Genomic DNA, 16,751 nt, shown 5'->3' on the forward strand with positions numbered 1-16,751 from the left:
AGCCGCAGGTCGGGGGGAAGCAATGAAAACCGCAGCTCAACTGGTAAGACTCAAGAGCGTGCAGAACCAGCAGGTCCATAGCATCGCGCCGGAGCAGACGGTGCTTGAGGCGCTGCGGATCATGGCCGAGAAAAATGTCGGTGCGCTGCCGGTGATCGAAGACGGCCAGGTGGTGGGCGTGTTCAGCGAACGGGACTATGCACGCAAGATGGTGCTGCAGGGACGCTCCTCGGTAGGCACGCCGGTGCGCACGATCATGAGTGCGCCGGTGATCACCGCCGATAGCCAGCAAAGCACCGATCGCTGCATGGAGGTCATGACCGACAGCCATCTGCGGCACCTGCCGGTGCTGGACAATGGGCAGTTGATCGGGCTGTTGTCCATCGGCGACCTGGTGAAAGAGGCCATCGTCGAACAGGCCGATCTGATCCGGCAGTTGGAACACTACATCCGCGGGCACTGAGGCTCGCACAATCATTGCCGGCACCGTCCGGCATCACCTCTGTGGCAAGGGGATGAAGCTCCTTGCCACAGGTCGCTCCGACCTTGGCAACCAATAGGTGTCAGCCCAGCATCAGCAGTTGGCGAATCAGGTTGGGCGTGCTGCCGGTCCAGCGCTTGAACGAGCGCCGGAAGTTCGCGGTGTCATTGAAGCTCAGGTACTGCGCCACCTCTTCATTGCTGAAGCCCTTGACCTGATACAGGTACAAGGCCACATGGGTATGCACCCGGTCCACCTGTTGCTGAAACCCGGTGTGGTGCTTGTGCAACTTGCGCTTGAGGGTGGCCGGGCTCATGGCAAACGCTTGGGCGGTCTGCTCCAGGCTCGGGGTCTGGCGCACATGGGCACGCAGGTACTCGTAGACGCAGTCGAGGAAACTGGCGGTGAAGCCCAGGTGATCGAGCTGTTCCCGGGCTTCGATCCGTGCCACCTGGCCGGCGGTGGCCGAAGCGTCGGGCCAGGGCTGGGCCAGGCAGTGGCGGGGCAGGCGCATCAGGTCCAGGGGCCGGTCGAACTGTGTCTGTTCCCCCAGATGTACCCAGTATTGCTCCACATAACGCGGCTCGCTGTGGCGAAAGCTGCATTGCCACGGCAGGCGTTCGCCGCTCAGCCAGGTGCTCATCGCGATCATCGAGGTCATGCTCGCTTCCAGCACGAAGCGCCACTGGTCATGGGCGCCGCAGCTGTCCAGCCAGTGGACGTAGGCGTAATGCTCATCCAGCAGCAGGCGTGGTGCGGCCAGCGGACTGAGCAGCGCCTGTTGCTCGATCAGGGTCTGCAGGGCCTGGTGCAGGTTCGGCGCATGGCGCAAGGCATGGCTGGCCGGCCCATAGTGCCCAGGTAACAGCCGCTGGCCGAAGAGGAAACTGCTGTCGCTGGCATCCAGCAGGCGCCGACTGTTCTCGATCAGGCCAAGAAACTGCTGCGGGCTGATGCGGCTGCGGCCGGCCAGGATATCGTCATGGAACAACCCGGTGCCGCGCAGCAGGCGATGGCTGTCGATGTCCCGCGACAGCGCCAGGTCGATCAGCGCGGCAGGCTGATAGTGCCCCGGAATGAAGCGGCAGTCGGTCTCGTACCAGCAGGTCTTGATGGTCATGGCGCAGCCTCAGGCGCTTTTCGCCAGGCTGGGCCGGGATTGGGCCAGCGCCAGGTTGAGACGTTTGAGCAGGGCCTCGGGGGATTCGTCGAACGCCATCACCACCGCCGCACTGGCCAGCAGTTGCAGGCGTTCGCCGTGTTGCCGGGTCTTGTGAGCCAGGCTGCGCACCGCGTCCTGCAACTCTGCGGCCAGGCGCCGGGCCTGGCTTTCGCCGGTGTCGGGCAACAGCACCACGAAACGATCGCCAGCCAGCCGGCACAGCAGGTCCTGGCGGCGCAGGTTCAGCACCAGCAACTGGCTGACGGCCTGGAGCACTGCATCGCCCTCGCCGTGGCCGAAACGCTGGTTGATGGCGGTGAAGTTGTCCAGGTCCAGGGCCAGCAGCGACAGCGGTTGCTGGCGGCGCCGGCTGTCTTCCAGGCAGGCGGACAATTCGTGCTTGAGGAAGTCCGCGCCGCCCAGGGGCGTGAGCTTGTCGAACAAGCGGTGCTCGCGGAACAGTCGTTCGCGCTTTTCCATCTGGCCGTTGATTGCCAGTTGCTCGCGGTGCCAGTGGTAGATGCCGAGGGTCAGCAGGATCATGCCCACCGGCATCGGGCCGGATTCCAGCCAATGATCCCAGGTGATGCTGTCGGGCAGATGGATGAACTCGTCGAGGCTGTCGATCCACCAGGAAAAGAAGATGCAGCCCAGGCCCAGGATCAGGTAGTTGGTCACTCGTCCGGCCGGCCGGCTCTTGAGCACCAGGCCCAGCCAGACCAGTGCCAGCAGCGCCGAGCCGCCTTCGCCCAGGATGTCCAGCCAGACCCATTGTGCGACGGGTTTGAGCTCGCCACAGGCCAGGTGCAGGATCAACCCGAGGTTGGCGGCCAAGAGCAGCAGGGCGAGTTTGAAACGATGCGGGCCGAGCACGCAGAACATGGCCGGAATCCTTTGCCAGAAGCGGAATGCGGCCCAGCACAGCAGATGAATGTGACAGTGCGGTGACGACGGGCGAATGCCTGGGGGAGGTCGAATCAGCTCATCGGTTGTCCGGTTTTTTTGCTGCAGGGAGGCCGCATCTCTCCCATTGGGGCGCGGGGATTGATCCCCGTTGGGAGGCGATGCGCTCCCGGCCGGCATACCTGTCGCGCCATGCAATCAGCGCTACAGGGCTGCTGTGCAGCCCAACGGGGATCGATCCCCTCGCCACGAGGTCAGCGTCTTCAGCTTCATCGGGCCGCAGGGAAGAGGTCATTTCAGCTCACTTCGGCCGACCAACCCGTCTGAATCGCCGATATCGTCCTCTGGCTCGGCCCCGCTGTCACAGAACCGTCATTGCCCGGCCCTAGCGTGCCCTCCCAGTTGCCGGGCCATTGCCTGGCGGATTTCGGATTCCGGGGAGGACCATCATGCATCACCGCACAAGCACTGCCGGGCTCGTGGGCTTCACGTTCACCGCGTTGGCGATGGCCATCGCCAGTGAACGACTGAACGCCGCAGAGCAGTCCGCCGGCGCCACGGAACACGTTGAAGTGGTGGGGCAGGCGGCCAGTATCGATCAGGCCCTCAAGGAACAGCGCAGCGCCGACAGCATCAAGAGCGTGGTGCATGCCGACGGCGTGGCGCAGTTGCCGGACGAGAACGTCGCCGAGGCGGTGCAGCGCCTGCCCGGTGTCGCCGTGGAGCGCGACCAGGGCGAGGGACGGTTTGTCAGCGTGCGGGGCCTGGGGCCGGACCTCAACAGTGTGACCATCAACGGCACGCTGGTGCCGGCCCCGGAAAGCGAACGACGGGCCGTGGCGCTGGACGTATTGCCATCGGAGCTGGTGCAGTCGCTGTCGGTGATCAAGACCCTGACGCCAGACATGGACGCCAACTCCCTCGGCGGCACGGTGGATGTGAAAAGCCTCTCGGCCTTCGACCACAAGGGCCTGTTCTATACCGGGAGCAGCGAAGCCAGCTACGACAAGAACACCGGCCAGACCAGCCCGAAATTCTCTGGTGCCGCCAGCGACCGCTTCAGCCTGGGCGATGGCATCGACAACTTCGGTGTGGCCGCCGCGCTGAGCTGGCAGAAGCGCGACTTCGGTTCGGACAACGTCGAAACCGGGGGCGCCTGGGATTTCGAGCAAGGCTCGCGGCTCGAAGAGTTCGAACAGCGCGACTACGACATCCGCCGTGAACGGGCCGGGGGCGGTTTGAACTTCGACTACAAGCCCGACGACTTCAGCAGCTATTACCTGCGCACCCTGTACAGCCGCTACAAGGACAGCGAAGTGCGCAATGCCGCCAGCATTGCCTTCGACGACCCGCAAGCGCCGGGCGAGGTGGGGGCTGCCGAAGGCGAGCGCAAACTCAAGCAGCGGGAGGAAACCCAGGAAATCCAGTCCTACGTGCTGGGTGGCGAGCGCATGTTCGGCCTCTGGACCCTCAGCGGCCAGGGCGGCTACAGCCGCTCCAGCGAGGACAGCCCGGGCCATATCGCCGGCGCCACCTTCAAGGGTATCGACGGTTTCGACGGTGGTTTCTACGACAGTGACAAGCCGCGACCGATCATCGGCCCGGGGTTCTACGACCCGACCAACTTCAGCCTCGACAAGGTGGACTGGGAGGAACAGAAAACCACCGACACCGAGAAAAACCTGCGCCTGGACCTGGCCCGGGACTATGACTTGAGCGGCTATGCCTCCCAGGTCAAGTTCGGCGGCAAGGTGAGCCGGCGCGACAAGGACAACGACCTGGACGCCTGGGTCTATGAAGACTTCGATGACCTGGGCTTCACCGACGAACAGCTCAACCTCGGGCAGTTCCAGAAAGGCAATGTGGACTACCGCCTCGGGCATTACGGACCGGGCATCAGCCCCGGTGCCATCAAGCAATTGCTGGGCGGCCTGGATCGCGATGCGTTTTTCGACGAGCAGGAATCCCGGGTCAACGACTTCAAGATGAGCGAAGACATCAATGCCGCGTACCTGATGAACACCGTCGACATCGACGACTGGCGCTTCATCGCCGGCATGCGCTACGAAGGCACCGAATTCGAAGCCAAGGGCACCGGCGCCACCGACGGCGTATTCACTGACACCCAGACCCGTCGCAAGTACCACCACTGGCTGCCAGGACTGCACGCGCGCTACCAGCTGGACAAGAACACCCAGGTCCGTGCGGCCTGGACCAAATCCGTGGTGCGTCCGACCTTTGGGCAACTGGCGCCGGGCTTCGTCATCGACGATGACGAGGCAACCTTCGGCAACCCGGACCTCAAGCCGCTGGAGTCGAGCAACCTGGACCTGGGCATCGAGCATTTCATGGGCCATGCCGGGACCGTCTCGGCCTTCGTGTTCTACAAGGACATCAAGCACTTCGTCTACAACACCGACCTGGCCGGCACCGGCGCCTGGACGGATTTTGCCGAAGCCCACAGCTATGCCAACGGCGACAGCGCCAAGTTGTATGGCCTGGAACTGGCCTACTCACAAAAATTCGACTGGCTGCCGGCGCCCTGGAACGGCCTGCTGCTGGGTGCCAATGCCACCTTCAGTCGTTCGGATGCCGAAATCGAAGGCTTCGACCAGGCCAGCGGTACCCAGCGCAAGCGCAGCATCGATCTGCCGAACCAGTCCGACACGGTTGGCAACCTGATGCTGGGCTGGGAAGACGACAAGCTGAGCCTGCGCCTGTCGGCCAACTACAAGTCGGCGTATCTGTTCGAACTGGCGTCCATCGGCGACCGCGATCACGACCTGCACGTCGATGCCCAGACCTTCGTCGACTTCAGCGCCCGCTATTCGCTGACCAAGAACCTGCAGGTCAGCCTGGAGGCCCAGAACCTCACCGACGAGCCGTATTTCGTCTACACCGGGCATCGCTCCTACAACGGCCAGTACGAGGAGTACGGCCCGACCTACAAGCTGGGGCTGACCTTCACGCATTTCTGAATGACGGGGCTGATCTTTCTGTGGCGAGGGGACTCAGCGAAACCCTCTCGCCACAAGGTAAATAAAAACCACTTTGAGCCCGGCTCGATGACAAGGATTTTGCGTTGGATATGAATATCGGTTTTTCCAAGCACTATTGGCTGGCAATGTTGATCGGCCTGGCCACCGGCCCGGCCCTGGCGGCTCCAGCCAGCCCCGGCCTGACGCTGCAACCCTGGGCGCCGACCCAGGCACTTTCCCTGGATGCGCTGACGTTCCTGCCCGGCGAGCAGACCCGCGAACGCCTGGCCGCCGGGCGCGACGGGCTGCTGCTGCTCGATGCCCGAGGCCGCGAACTGGCGCGCCTGAAGGGTCGTTTCGAAGGCCTCGACAGCCGCACCCTCGGCACCGACGTGCTGGTCGCCAGCCTCGACAGCACGCGCCAGCAGGCGGTACTGGTCAACCTCGACCCCAAGGGCCGTCGATGGGGGGCGCCGGTGTACCTGCCCACCCGGGACTTTCCGGTCAACGGCCTGTGCCTGTACCGCGATGAGGCGAGCAACCTGTTCGTGTTCCTGGTGGGCGAAGAGGGCAAGGGCGAACAATGGCTGGTAGGCGCCGACGGGCAATTGAGTGCGAAGCCCCAGCGCGTGCGCGGTCTGCCATTGCCACCGGACGCCAAGACCTGCCAGGTGCAGGACGCCGCCGGCCAGTTGTTCGTCAACGAAGAGCGGGTCGGCTGGTGGGCCTATCCGGCGTCCGCTGAAGCCGAGACCGTGCGGATGCCCGTGGCGATGCGCACGCCGTTCGGGGATATCCGGCAGACGGCAGGTGCCATGGCGGTGATGCCGGGGGGCATGCTGGGCCTCGATCCCGACGCCGCGCAATTGCATCTGTACCAGCAAACGGACGCGGGATGGACGTCCCAGGGCATCCTGGCCCTGGCAGGCCTGAAAGAGCCGGAAGGCCTGGCGGCACGGTTGACAAAAGACGCGCTCGAAGTGCTACTGCGGGACGACGACAACGGCCAGCTGTACCAGGGCGAAATCCGCTGGCAACCGGCGCCGGTAGCGCTGGCGCCGGTGTTGCCCAGCGTGGCTGCCGTCGCCCAGAGCGAACCGGTGGCTCGCCAGGGCGACGCCGCGGATGACCCGGCGATCTGGGTGCACCCGACGACGCCCGGGGCGAGCCGGGTGCTGGGCACCAACAAGAAGCAAGGGCTGCTCGCCTACGACCTGCAAGGCAAATTGCTGCAGGAGCTGTCGGTGGGGCGTCTGAACAACGTCGACTTGCGGGCCAATTTCAAACTCGGCATGCAAACCGTCGACCTGGCGGTGGCCAGTAACCGCGACCGCAACAGCCTGAGCCTGTTCAGCATCGACCGCGCCAGTGGCGAGCTGCGCGAAGCGGGCGAGGTCCCCACGCCGCTGGAGGACATCTACGGCATCTGCCTGTTCCAGCCCGCCGAGGGCGAGTTGTATGCCTTCGTCAACGGCAAGGACGGCCGCTACCTGCAATATCGCCTCAGCGCCCCGGATGGGCTGGTCAAGGGCGAGTTGGTGCGCCAGTTCAGCGTCGATAGCCAGCCTGAAGGCTGCGTGGCCGATGAGCGCCATCAGCGGTTGTTCCTGGGGGAGGAAGACGTCGGCGTCTGGGCCGTGGATGCCCGGGCCGACCAGCCGGCCACCTTGACCCGCGTGATCGAAGTCGGCCCGCAACTGCACGCCGACGTCGAAGGCATGGCCCTGTACCGAGGCGACGGCGGCGATTACCTGGTGGTGTCCAGCCAGGGCAACGACAGCTACCTGGTGCTCGATGCCGCGCCGCCTTTCGCCGTACGCGGTGCTTTGCGGGTCGGCTTGAATGCGGCGGCGGGTATCGACGGCGCCTCGGAAACCGACGGCCTGGAAGTCACTTCGGTCAACCTCGGCGGGCCCTGGAGCCAGGGGATGTTGGTGGTCCAGGACGGACGCAAGCGCATGCCCGAACAGGCCCAGAACTTCAAGTTCGTGCCCTGGGCCGATATCGCCAGGGCGCTGCGCCTGCCTTGAGCGACGCTGTCATCAACCGGTCACGAACATTTCATCGAATAGCAGCCAGACAGGAGTTCTACCCATGCAAGCCACTTTGGAACACATGACGATCTGGGGCCTTATCGGCGACGCGAGTCTGCTGGTCAAGGCGGTCATGCTCACGCTGTTGCTGGCGTCGCTGTCGAGCTGGTACCTGATCATCCAGCGCAGCACGGTACTGCAACGCAACGAGCGACAGCTCAAGGGTTTCATGCAGCGTTTTCGCAGCAGCCAGGACCTGTTGCCCCTGTACCGCGAAAGTGCCCAGGCCAGGGACGTGGACGGCGGCATCACGCCGATTTTCCAGGCAGGCCTGCTGGCCTTCACTCAGTTCCACCAACCTTCCTGCCAACCCGAGGTGGTGCTCGAAGGGGTGGAGCGTTCGCTGCAAGTGGCGATCAGCGAGCAGGAAGTGCAACTGGAAAAGGGCCTGCAATTGCTCGCCACCGTCGGTTCGGTCAGCCCCTACATCGGTCTGTTCGGCACCGTCTGGGGGATCATGAACGCATTCCTCGGCCTGTCCCAGGTACAGCAGGCCAGCCTCTCCACGGTAGCGCCGGGCATCGCCGAAGCGCTGATCGCCACGGCCATCGGCCTGTTCGCCGCAATCCCGGCGGTGATCGCGTACAACCGGTTCGCCGCCCGTGGCCAGACCCTGCTGACCTGCTACTACGCCTTCGGCAACGAGTTGCAGGCCCGTCTGCATCGCAAGCTGCACGGCGCCCCGGTGAACCTGGCTTCGGCCGCTTGAAAGGAGAGGGCAGATGCTAGTCAAGCCACAACGCAAGCACGGGCCCAAGGCCGAAATGAACGTGGTGCCTTACATCGACGTGATGTTGGTGTTGCTGGTGATTTTCATGGTCACCGCGCCCATGCTGACCCAGGGTGTGAAGATAGAACTGCCCAAGGTCGCGAGCGAGGCACTGGCCAACGACAGTCGCCAGCGGATCCTGACCCTGTCGGTCAAGGCCGAAGGCGGCTACTACTGGAACCTGGGCGACGAACTGGACACCCGACACCAGACCGACAGCGCCGTGGACCTGGAGCAGATGCGGGCCAAGGTGGCCCAGGTGGTTGCCGAGCGCAGCGACACCCAGGTGTATATCCGGGCCGACGATCATGCCGATTACGGCCGGGTCGTCGCCGCCATGGCCGCCTTGCAGCAGGGCGGCGTGAGCAACCTGGGACTGGTGACCGAGGCGCCGCAATGACGGCGATGATCATGCACAGTTCTTCCATGAACCTGCCGGTAGCGGCCAGCCACCGTTTCTGGCAAAACAGCCTGGCGGCCGGGCTCGCCGTGGCCCTGCACGCTGCCGTGGCGGCCTTGCTGGTACTGGGTTGGAGCGTGGAAAAGCCTGCCGCGGAGGCAGCCCGGGTGCTACGCACGCAATGGGTGGTGCTGCCGGCCCCTGCGCCCGAGGCGGCCGCCCCGGCCCCGCTGGAACCTGTGGCAGCGCAACCGGTGGAGTCCGTCCCGGCGCCGGCCGAGATGCCCCGGCCCGAAGCGGCCAAGCCCCTCCCGGACCCGAGCCTCCAGGCGCGAAAACTCGAACAGGCAGCCTTGGCGCGCAAACGGGTAGAGGAGCACAAACGCGAGCAACAGGCCCGACAGCAACGCGAGCGCGTAGAGAACGAGCGGCGTGCGGAGCATGAGCGGCACTTGCAGGAAGCCCAGCAGGCCGCCGAACAACAACGCCAGGCCAGGCAGGCCGATGAACTGGCCCGGCAACACCAGGCCGAGCAGGCCCGCCTGGCTGCCGCCGACAGCCGCAGCTACCAGCCGTTGAGCAAGCAAGCCCCGGATTATCCGCAGCGTGCCCTGGACAAAGGCCTGGAAGGCGACTGCACGGTGGAATACAGCGTGACGCCGGATGGGCGCATCGATAATCCCAAGGTACTCGACGGTTGCCATCCACTGTTCATCCGTCCGTCCCTGGCCGCGGCCCAGGGCTTTCGTTATCAGCCCCGGATCATCGATGGCAAGGCGGTGACCGTGCCGGCGGTGCGCAATACCTTCCACTATCGGATCAAATGAGCTGCGGACAACCGTCCACGCAAGGTTCGCGGTACAGCGCCTAGGCCGGGTCGGCGGGCCGATGCTGGCGCAGCAGTTCGATCTGCTGGGATGGGATCAAGGTGCGCAACGCCTTGTACAGCGCGCGGGTCTCCAGCAGGTTCCAGATGCGTAGCATGGTTTCCAGCGCATCCAGGGGCTTGCTGATGAAGTCCCGCGCGCCCAGGGCCAGCGCCCGCAGACGGGTGTCCCGGGTCGCGTCGGCGGTCAGGACCAGGATCGGCAGGTAGTCGTTGGCCGGTATGCGGCGGTTGAGCTGTTCCAGTACGGCGAAGCCGTCGAAGGCGGGCATGTGCAGGTCAAGGATCACCAGGTCCGGCTCGAAGCTGTTGAACAGGTCGAGGGTGCGCAGCGGTTCTGTGCTGCTCAGCACATTATGCAGGCCTTCGCGGGCCAGCAATTGCTCCATCAGGTCCAGGTTGGGGCGCTGATCGTCGACGATCAGGATGCGCAGGTCGCGGTTCATGCGGGCTCCGGCAGATAGTGCTCAAGATGGGCCAGGAAGGCCTGGATGTGAATGGGTTTGGTCAGGATCGCCGTGGCGCCGGCATCCTGCAGGGCTCGGTGGGTCAGGTCGCTGGCGTCGGCGGTGATCATCAGCACCGGCGTCGCGGCAGTGGCGGGGGACTGGCGCAAGCGACGCAAGACTTCCAGGCCCTCCAGGTCCGGCAGGGTCACGTCCAGCAGGATCAGTTGCGGCGCGTGCTGGCGCGCCAGGTCCAGGCCTATCTGGCCCTGCATGCTCGACAGCAGCTGGATGCCCGGACGGCGTTGCATCAGGGTCTCGATCAGCGCGAGGCTCGAAAGGTTGTCTTCGATGCACAGGACCTTGCCGTGGTACTGGACGGGTGGGCGGGCCACCGCCAGGGGCGCGATGGGCGCCGAATGGCTGTCGCTCACCTGGGCGGCCGGCAACAGCAGGGTAAAGCAGCAACCCTGTTGCGGCACGCTGTGCACCTGGAGGCTGCCCTGCATCATTTCCAGCAGGCTCTTGCTCAGGGACAGTCCGAGGCCGGTGCCCTCGACCTGGGGATCGGCGTCCAGGCGTTCGAACGGCTTGAACAACTGCGCCAGTTGATCGAGGGCAATGCCGTGCCCGGTATCGCTGACGGCGATGCTGACCTGATGGGCCTGGGCGGTCACTTCGATGCGCACCTCGCCGCCGGGACGGTTGTACTTGATGGCGTTGGACAGCAGGTTGAGCAGCACCTGGACCAGGCGCTGACGGTCGGCCCGCACACCAGTGCCCTCCGGAAGCGGCGGCAGTTCGACGAGACGAATGCCGGCGTCGGCGGCCATGGGCGAAACCAGCGTCAGGGCCTCGTGCAGGACCGCCGACAGAGCGATGGGCTCGATATTCAGCGGCAGGCGGCCGGCCTCGATGCGGGCGATGTCCAGCACCTCGTTGATCAGCGCCAGCAGGTGCTGGCCGGCGCGCAGGATATGGCTGACCTGGGGGCGCTGCCCGGCCGTGGAGTCCATGTCCAGCAACTGCGCGAAGCCGAGGATGGCATTGAGGGGCGTGCGCAACTCATGGCTCATGCGCGACAGAAACTCGCTCTTGGCCCGGCTGGCGCTTTCCGCTTCTTCGCGGGCAGTGCCCAGGGCGATCTCGGCGGCACGCCGGTCGGTGATGTCCCGGGTGATCTTGGAGAAACCGCGCAGGGCGCCGGTGGCGTCGTATTGGGCCGTGATGACCACGCTGGCCCAGAAGCGACTGCCATCCTTGCGACAGCGCCAGCCTTCTTCCATGTAATGGCCGTCGCGGGTGGCTTCGCGCAGGGCCATGTCCGGATGTGCCGGGCATTCCTCGGCCAGGTAGAACAGGGAAAAATGCCGACCGAGGATTTCCTGTTCGGTATAGCCCTTGATCCGCTCGGCGCCGGCATTCCAGGTGATCACGTGGCCCTGGGCATCCAGCGCGAAGATCCCGTAGTCCTTCACGCCGTCGATGATCAGCCGCAGCCGTTCCTCGTTGTCCCGCAGCGCCCGCTCGCGCTCGGCCAGCAGTTGCCCGGCCTCCACCAGGCGGGTGCCCAACTGCCCGATCTCGTCCTGTTCCGGTGGTTGCGGCAGCAAGGGTTGACCCAGGGCCAGGCGCTGGGCGTTGCCTTGCACCTGTTGCACCCGGGCAACGATGCCCTTGGACAGGAACAGCACCGCGACTATCGCACCGAACAGGCCGCATACCGCTGCCAGCAACGTGGCGAACAGCAGGCGCATGCGGGTGGCCGAGGCGGCGGCGCTGCGTTCGTCGAGCAGGGCGTCCTCACGGATGCGCATGGCGTTGATCTGTTCGCGCAGCACGTCCAGCACCTGCTTGTTTTCGATCAGGATCGCCGTGATGGCCTCGGTGTCATCGGTCCTGCCGTTGCGCAGCGCCGCCAATCCGTCGAGTTTCTCCTCGATCAGCGGCGTGATGGTCTGCAGATGATCGCGCACGCTGGCGTCGCGGATGTTGTGGTCCAGGCGTTGCAGGGCGGCCTGGATCAGCGACGTGGCCTTTTCGTAGCCGGGCAGGAAGTCCTCGCGGCGGGTCAACAGGTAGCCCCTCACGCTGGCCGCTGCTTCGGCCAGCAGGGTATGGACCGCCTGGATATCACCCTGGACCCGCAACACCCGGCGAACGTCCTCCTCGGCGCGGGCAGTCTGGCGTTCGGTGAAGTAGATCAGCACCAGCGACAGCAACAGCACCACCAGCGGCAGGGAAATCACCACCAGGGCCTTGCCTCGCAGGGGCAGGTCGTCCCAGCGACGCGTGATCCGCAGCTTCATGGCCATTGCCCGGCGGGTTGCGCCACCAGGCCCAGGGCGATGCCGCGCACCGCGGCCTGAGTCCGGTCGGCGGCGCCCAGCTTGCCGATGACCCGCTCCACATGGGCCTTGGCGGTGCCGGGGGCGATGCCGAGCTTTTCGCCGATTTCCCGGTTGCTGAAACCGCCCGCCACCAGGCCCAGCACCTGGCGTTCCCGGGTCGTGAGGGCCTGCAATTGAGCGGCGGCGCTGCCTCCGCGCTCGGCCATGCGCCGCAGCAAGCGGGCGCTGACGGCGCTGTTCAAGGTCTCTTCGCCCCGGGCCACCCGCCGGAGGGCATCCAGCACTTCCTCGCGGCTGGCGTCCTTGAGCAGGTAGCCAACGGCACCGGCATCGATGGCTGCTTCCAGGTGGTCGGGGCTGTCGTCCATGGTGAAGATCATGACTTTGATGAAGGGCTGGCGTTGTCGCAGGAGGCGCGCCGCGCCCAGGCCGTTGAGCACCGGCATGCGGATGTCGAGGATGGCGATGTCCGGGTGCAGCCGTTCGCACAGGTCCAGGGCTTCCTGGCCATCTCGGGCCTGGCCGACCACCTCGAAACCTTCGCTTGCGGCCAGCATGGCGATGAACCCGGTGCGGGTGACTTCATGATCGTCGGCCAGCAACAGGCGTATGGGCGCGGTCATGGCTGCTCTCCATGGGCGGGCAGTGGTACGCGGATCAGCAGCCGGGTCCCGCCCAGGGGGGCGCTCGAACAGCTCAATTGCCCTCCCAGAAGGCTGGCGCGCTCTTGCATCGCGGCAAGCCCCAGGTGGCAGCGGCCATTGGTTTCGACAGGTTGCCGCAGGGCGAAGCCACGGCCGTCGTCCTCGACCCGCAGGCAGGCCTGGCCGTCGCTCACCGACAGGCCCAGGCGCGCATGGCTGGCCTGGGCGTGCTTGAGGATATTGTTGATGCCCTCCTGCGCGATGCGGAACAGGGCGATCTCTACCGCGCCGGGCAGGCGGGCGGCGCTGTGATCGTCCCAGCTCACCGCCAGTCCCGCCTCGCGCAGGCGATCGGCTTCCTTGTCGACAGCCTTGTACAGGCCAAAGTCATCCAGCACATGGGGGCGCAGGCCGCCGATCAATTGCCGGCCTTCACCGACGCAGCCCTTGGCCAGGGCCAGGATGGTCTGCAACTCGTTCGCCAGCTCCGGAGGCAGGGAGGGGCAGCGCCCGGCGAAACCCTGCAAGCGTTGATGCAGGCCTGCCAGATTCTGCGCCAGGCCGTCGTGCAGGTCGTAGGCCACGCGCTTGCGCTCGTCCTCCTGGGCACTGAACAGGCGATGGACCAGCTCCGACATGGTGCGCTCCCGGGCCTGGAGCGCTTCGAGCAGCCGATGGTTCTCCAGATGCGCGGCCAACAGTGTCGCTAGCAGTTGCAGCGAGTCGATGTCTTCGTTGTCCGGCGCCGTGATGGTCACGCTGTTGCCCAGCAGCAAGACTCGGGATACCGCGCCGTCGAAGGTGCGCAAGGGCACGCGCAGCACTTGCGGCAGGACGCTGCCGGGGCACTCCAGCCATTGCGGGTCGGCCGAAGGCGAATGGGCGAGGCTGGCGAGCCGTTCCAGGCGCTCGCCGCTGCCATGGCTGGCGAGGGTTCGCAGCGGGTCATCCGCCGTCCACTCCATCAGCAGGCCGTGATCCATGGCCATGAACGCACAGGCCCGTTGCACCACGCGCTGGCGCATCTGGGCCAGCGGCAGCCGGGTCAGTTCATGGCCGGTGCCCAGCAGCAGGCCCAGGCGCGCGGCACGGCTTTGCGACTGGCGATACTGGGTCCGAATGGCCAGGGCGCTGCCGGGGTCATGGGGAGGGCTTTGCATGGGGGCTCCGGTATCAAAGGGACCGATTCGGTCGCGAGGCGGTATCAAGCCTTGCATGAAAAGTACCTGCGCGACGATCAGGCTGCGTTGAAAACCGCCTTGCCTGGTCGTCAATCGTTGGCTTTGCATGTACAGCCTAGAGCGTGTCGGTGGCGGGGCCCATCTGCCGAACGGCATAGTCGATCGGCACCGGTTGGCCGATGGCGGCGGTGCGGGCGGCCGGCAAAGTGGGGTCATTGAAACCCAAAGGAGCCCCACGATGAAAATGAAAACCTTCGCCCTTGCCGCCTTTTTTGTGCTGACCTCGCCGTTGGTCCATGCGGCCGATGCCACGCCTTACGTGTATCGCACCGTGGCCGAACAGCCGAAAGACGTGGGTGATCGCGAAATCGCTGCGCTCTTCGACCAGTGGAACACCACGCTGAAGACCGGCAGTGCCAGGGCAATGACCAGCCTTTATGCACCGGACGCCATCCTGCAGCCGACGCTGTCCAACAAGGTGCGCACCACACCGGCACAGATCCAGGACTACTTCGATCACTTCCTGACCGGCAAGCCGGTGGGAACGATCAATTACCGGGAGATCCGTCATATGGGCCCCGATGCGGCCATGGACAGTGGGGTCTACACCTTCACGCTCACCAACGCCGACGGCAGCAAGCGGGATGTCCAGGCCCGCTATACCTTCCTCTACGAACGCCTGGATGGGCAGTGGAAGATCATCAACCATCACTCTTCGGCCATGCCGGAGGTGCCGAAAGTCCTGCACGCCAGCCACTGACCCGTCTTGCCGCACCCGCGCCCTTGCTTGCAAGGGCGTTGTCGTTTCTCGGCAAGGCCGAGTCATCGCCCGGCGAGCAGGGCTTTATGCATTCATGGGGCATAAAGGACTTGGATTAGCGCATGAATATTAATTAGAATCAGTCTCATTTGAGACATTCCATGCGCAGGGCCTCTTGACATGTTTGATGCAGCTACGCCGGCGGAGCAGTCCCTACATACGTTGTACCGTGATCACGGCAGCTGGCTGGAAGGCTGGCTGAGGCGGCGCATGGGCAACGCCTGGGATGCCGCGGACCTGCGCCAGGATACCTTCCTGCGAGTGCTGTCCAGCGCCCAGCCCCTGGCCGACCTGCACGAGCCTCGCGCCTATCTGCTGACGATCGGCAAGCGGCTGCTGAGCAATTTCTACACCCGGCGCAACCTGGAGCAGGCTTATCTCGACGCATTGGCGAGCTTGCCCGAAGCGTGCGTACCGTCTCCCGAACAACGTTGGTTGCTGCTCGAAACCCTGCACGCCCTGGATGAGTTGCTCGATGGCCTGCCGCCCTTGGTGCGGCGGGCCTTTTTGTGGAGCCAGCTCGAAGGGCTGGGCTACCGGGAAATCGCCGAGCGCATGCAGGTGTCCGAGCGCACCATCAAGCGCTACATGGCCCAGGCCTACGAACATTGCCTGCTGGTGGACTTCTGATGAACCCGGCTCCTTGCCCCGAAGCCCGGGAAGTGGCCCGGGCGGCGGCTCGCTGGTTGGCCATGATGGACGTTGGTGACGGTAAATTCGATTCCGCCGGCCTGCAGCGTTGGCGGGACAGCTGTGCCCAGCATGAGGCGGCCTGGCAGAAGGCCCTGCGATTGCGCCAGCGATTCGCCGGTGTGCCTCCCGAGTTGGGCATGGCGACCCTGGATCGGCCATCCCTGCCTCGGCGCGATGTACTCAAGCGGGCCTTGGGCGTCGCTGCACTGGTGCCGGCCGCCTGGATCCTGGGACGAGAGCTGCCGCTGCAAGCCTGGCGGGCCGACTTGCACACCGCCACCGGAGAACAGCGGCGCTGGTCGCTGGTGGATGGCAGCGTATTGCAGTTGAACACCGACAGCGCCGTGGACCTGGATCTCAAGGCACGGCGAGTGCTTCTGGTCCAAGGCGAGATGGCCCTTAAGGTCGCGGTCGATATGCCGCTGACCGTCCAGGCACCTTATGGGACGATCACCCTCAGGGATGGCGAAGTCTGTGTGCGGTTGAGCCAGGGCAGTTGCCAGGTGTCGTTGCTCAGCGGTTCAGCGCAACTGCAGCCGCTGCATGGGCTGTCGCTGACGTTGGAGAAAGGCCAGCAGGTCAGTTTACAGGCCGCCGGCGCAGGGCCTGTGAGTGCCTTCGATGTGGCTCAGTTGGGCTGGCGTGACGGCGTGCTGGTGGCGCAGAACCAGCCGTTGGGGGATTTTCTGCGAGAGCTGGACCGTTATCGTCCGGGCGTGTTGCGTTGGGACCAGAGCCTGGAGTCGCTACGGGTGACCGGGAGCTTCCGCCTGGAAAACACCGATCGGATCCTTGCGCTGCTGGCGGCCAGCCTGCCGTTGGATGTGCAAATGCGCACCGGGTACTGGGTCACGCTGGTCCCTCGTAAAAATATCGCCTGAAGCCTGTCCCCTTTTTTTGTCTCGCTTGTCATTCAAGGCAAGTGAACAAAAACGAGAGCTCCC

At 65.1% G+C, this 16,751-nt stretch carries 15 protein-coding genes; 9 read left to right on the forward strand and 6 right to left on the reverse strand.

From position 1 onward, the window contains the following. Positions 1 to 22 precede the first annotated feature (22 nt). Entirely contained in the window at positions 23 to 463 is a 441-nt protein-coding gene (locus tag AC1M7R_RS24255; RefSeq protein ID WP_490609992.1) for a CBS domain-containing protein, read from the forward strand. Positions 464 to 563: 100 nt separating this feature from the next. Here AC1M7R_RS24255 and AC1M7R_RS24260 read toward each other — a convergent pair whose 3' ends face one another. Beyond that, positions 564 to 1,601 (reverse strand): AraC family transcriptional regulator, encoded by a 1,038-nt coding sequence (locus AC1M7R_RS24260; RefSeq protein ID WP_072391573.1) that lies wholly within the window; start codon positions 1,599 to 1,601, stop codon positions 564 to 566. Positions 1,602 to 1,610: 9 nt separating this feature from the next. Beyond that, positions 1,611 to 2,525: a GGDEF domain-containing protein gene (locus AC1M7R_RS24265; protein WP_490609993.1), complete on the reverse strand. Its 915-nt coding sequence runs from the start codon at positions 2,523 to 2,525 to the stop codon at positions 1,611 to 1,613. Between the two features lie 470 nt (positions 2,526 to 2,995). Here AC1M7R_RS24265 and AC1M7R_RS24270 point away from each other — a divergent pair, with 470 nt between their 5' ends. From AC1M7R_RS24270 to AC1M7R_RS24290, 5 genes are all read left to right on the forward strand, one after another. After that, positions 2,996 to 5,524 carry a TonB-dependent receptor gene (locus AC1M7R_RS24270; RefSeq protein WP_072458782.1) on the forward strand — a complete coding sequence of 843 codons (2,529 nt, stop codon included), beginning with the start codon at positions 2,996 to 2,998 and terminating at the stop codon, positions 5,522 to 5,524. Between the two features lie 110 nt (positions 5,525 to 5,634). After that, positions 5,635 to 7,554, forward strand: a complete 1,920-nt coding sequence (locus tag AC1M7R_RS24275; protein ID WP_490610495.1) for a phytase — start codon at positions 5,635 to 5,637, stop codon at positions 7,552 to 7,554. A 64-nt stretch (positions 7,555 to 7,618) separates the two neighbouring features. Beyond that, complete coding sequence (gene tolQ / locus AC1M7R_RS24280) at positions 7,619 to 8,326, forward strand: protein TolQ (protein ID WP_092181007.1); 708 nt, start codon at positions 7,619 to 7,621, stop codon at positions 8,324 to 8,326. Between the two features lie 13 nt (positions 8,327 to 8,339). Next, positions 8,340 to 8,786: a protein TolR gene (gene tolR, locus AC1M7R_RS24285; RefSeq protein ID WP_072391587.1), complete on the forward strand. Its 447-nt coding sequence runs from the start codon at positions 8,340 to 8,342 to the stop codon at positions 8,784 to 8,786. Continuing rightward, on the forward strand, positions 8,783 to 9,613 hold the full coding sequence (locus AC1M7R_RS24290) for an energy transducer TonB (RefSeq protein WP_490609994.1): 831 nt from the start codon (positions 8,783 to 8,785) through the stop codon (positions 9,611 to 9,613). The genes tolR and AC1M7R_RS24290 overlap by 4 nt, the downstream gene beginning before the upstream one ends. A 40-nt stretch (positions 9,614 to 9,653) precedes the next feature. Here AC1M7R_RS24290 and AC1M7R_RS24295 read toward each other — a convergent pair whose 3' ends face one another. The 4 genes from AC1M7R_RS24295 to AC1M7R_RS24310 are packed head-to-tail and all read right to left on the reverse strand — an operon-like array spanning position 9,654 to position 14,273. Further along, positions 9,654 to 10,118 (reverse strand): response regulator, encoded by a 465-nt coding sequence (locus AC1M7R_RS24295; RefSeq protein WP_072391594.1) that lies wholly within the window; start codon positions 10,116 to 10,118, stop codon positions 9,654 to 9,656. Then, entirely contained in the window at positions 10,115 to 12,427 is a 2,313-nt protein-coding gene (locus tag AC1M7R_RS24300; protein ID WP_490609995.1) for an ATP-binding protein, read from the reverse strand. The genes AC1M7R_RS24295 and AC1M7R_RS24300 overlap by 4 nt, the downstream gene beginning before the upstream one ends. Continuing rightward, a complete protein-coding gene (locus AC1M7R_RS24305; protein ID WP_072391597.1) occupies positions 12,424 to 13,092 on the reverse strand; it encodes a response regulator in 669 nt (222 codons plus the stop codon). Before AC1M7R_RS24305 ends, AC1M7R_RS24300 begins: the two co-directional genes overlap by 4 nt. After that, positions 13,089 to 14,273 (reverse strand): sensor histidine kinase, encoded by a 1,185-nt coding sequence (locus tag AC1M7R_RS24310; RefSeq protein ID WP_072391992.1) that lies wholly within the window; start codon positions 14,271 to 14,273, stop codon positions 13,089 to 13,091. Before AC1M7R_RS24310 ends, AC1M7R_RS24305 begins: the two co-directional genes overlap by 4 nt. Positions 14,274 to 14,532: 259 nt before the next feature. On the opposite strand from AC1M7R_RS24310, the gene AC1M7R_RS24315 reads away from it, so the two are divergent. From AC1M7R_RS24315 to AC1M7R_RS24325, 3 genes are all read left to right on the forward strand, one after another. Continuing rightward, positions 14,533 to 15,054, forward strand: coding sequence for an SgcJ/EcaC family oxidoreductase (locus AC1M7R_RS24315; RefSeq protein WP_072431002.1), 522 nt, complete (start codon positions 14,533 to 14,535; stop codon positions 15,052 to 15,054). A 180-nt stretch (positions 15,055 to 15,234) separates the two neighbouring features. Then, complete coding sequence (locus AC1M7R_RS24320) at positions 15,235 to 15,744, forward strand: sigma-70 family RNA polymerase sigma factor (protein ID WP_072391603.1); 510 nt, start codon at positions 15,235 to 15,237, stop codon at positions 15,742 to 15,744. Beyond that, positions 15,744 to 16,688, forward strand: coding sequence for a FecR family protein (locus AC1M7R_RS24325; protein WP_072391606.1), 945 nt, complete (start codon positions 15,744 to 15,746; stop codon positions 16,686 to 16,688). The genes AC1M7R_RS24320 and AC1M7R_RS24325 overlap by 1 nt, the downstream gene beginning before the upstream one ends. Positions 16,689 to 16,751 lie beyond the last annotated feature (63 nt).

The sequence above is a fragment of the Pseudomonas sp. MS01C9 genome, from assembly GCF_058202755.1.

Coding starts and splice junctions, on each gene's coding strand:
- AC1M7R_RS24255 (WP_490609992.1), top strand. CDS start 23: ATGAAAACCGCAGCTCAACTGGTAAGACTCAAGAGCGTGCAGAACCAG.
- AC1M7R_RS24260 (WP_072391573.1), bottom strand. CDS start 1,601: ATGACCATCAAGACCTGCTGGTACGAGACCGACTGCCGCTTCATTCCG.
- AC1M7R_RS24265 (WP_490609993.1), bottom strand. CDS start 2,525: ATGTTCTGCGTGCTCGGCCCGCATCGTTTCAAACTCGCCCTGCTGCTC.
- AC1M7R_RS24270 (WP_072458782.1), top strand. CDS start 2,996: ATGCATCACCGCACAAGCACTGCCGGGCTCGTGGGCTTCACGTTCACC.
- AC1M7R_RS24275 (WP_490610495.1), top strand. CDS start 5,635: ATGAATATCGGTTTTTCCAAGCACTATTGGCTGGCAATGTTGATCGGC.
- tolQ (WP_092181007.1), top strand. CDS start 7,619: ATGCAAGCCACTTTGGAACACATGACGATCTGGGGCCTTATCGGCGAC.
- tolR (WP_072391587.1), top strand. CDS start 8,340: ATGCTAGTCAAGCCACAACGCAAGCACGGGCCCAAGGCCGAAATGAAC.
- AC1M7R_RS24290 (WP_490609994.1), top strand. CDS start 8,783: ATGACGGCGATGATCATGCACAGTTCTTCCATGAACCTGCCGGTAGCG.
- AC1M7R_RS24295 (WP_072391594.1), bottom strand. CDS start 10,118: ATGAACCGCGACCTGCGCATCCTGATCGTCGACGATCAGCGCCCCAAC.
- AC1M7R_RS24300 (WP_490609995.1), bottom strand. CDS start 12,427: ATGAAGCTGCGGATCACGCGTCGCTGGGACGACCTGCCCCTGCGAGGC.
- AC1M7R_RS24305 (WP_072391597.1), bottom strand. CDS start 13,092: ATGACCGCGCCCATACGCCTGTTGCTGGCCGACGATCATGAAGTCACC.
- AC1M7R_RS24310 (WP_072391992.1), bottom strand. CDS start 14,273: ATGCAAAGCCCTCCCCATGACCCCGGCAGCGCCCTGGCCATTCGGACC.
- AC1M7R_RS24315 (WP_072431002.1), top strand. CDS start 14,533: ATGAAAATGAAAACCTTCGCCCTTGCCGCCTTTTTTGTGCTGACCTCG.
- AC1M7R_RS24320 (WP_072391603.1), top strand. CDS start 15,235: ATGTTTGATGCAGCTACGCCGGCGGAGCAGTCCCTACATACGTTGTAC.
- AC1M7R_RS24325 (WP_072391606.1), top strand. CDS start 15,744: ATGAACCCGGCTCCTTGCCCCGAAGCCCGGGAAGTGGCCCGGGCGGCG.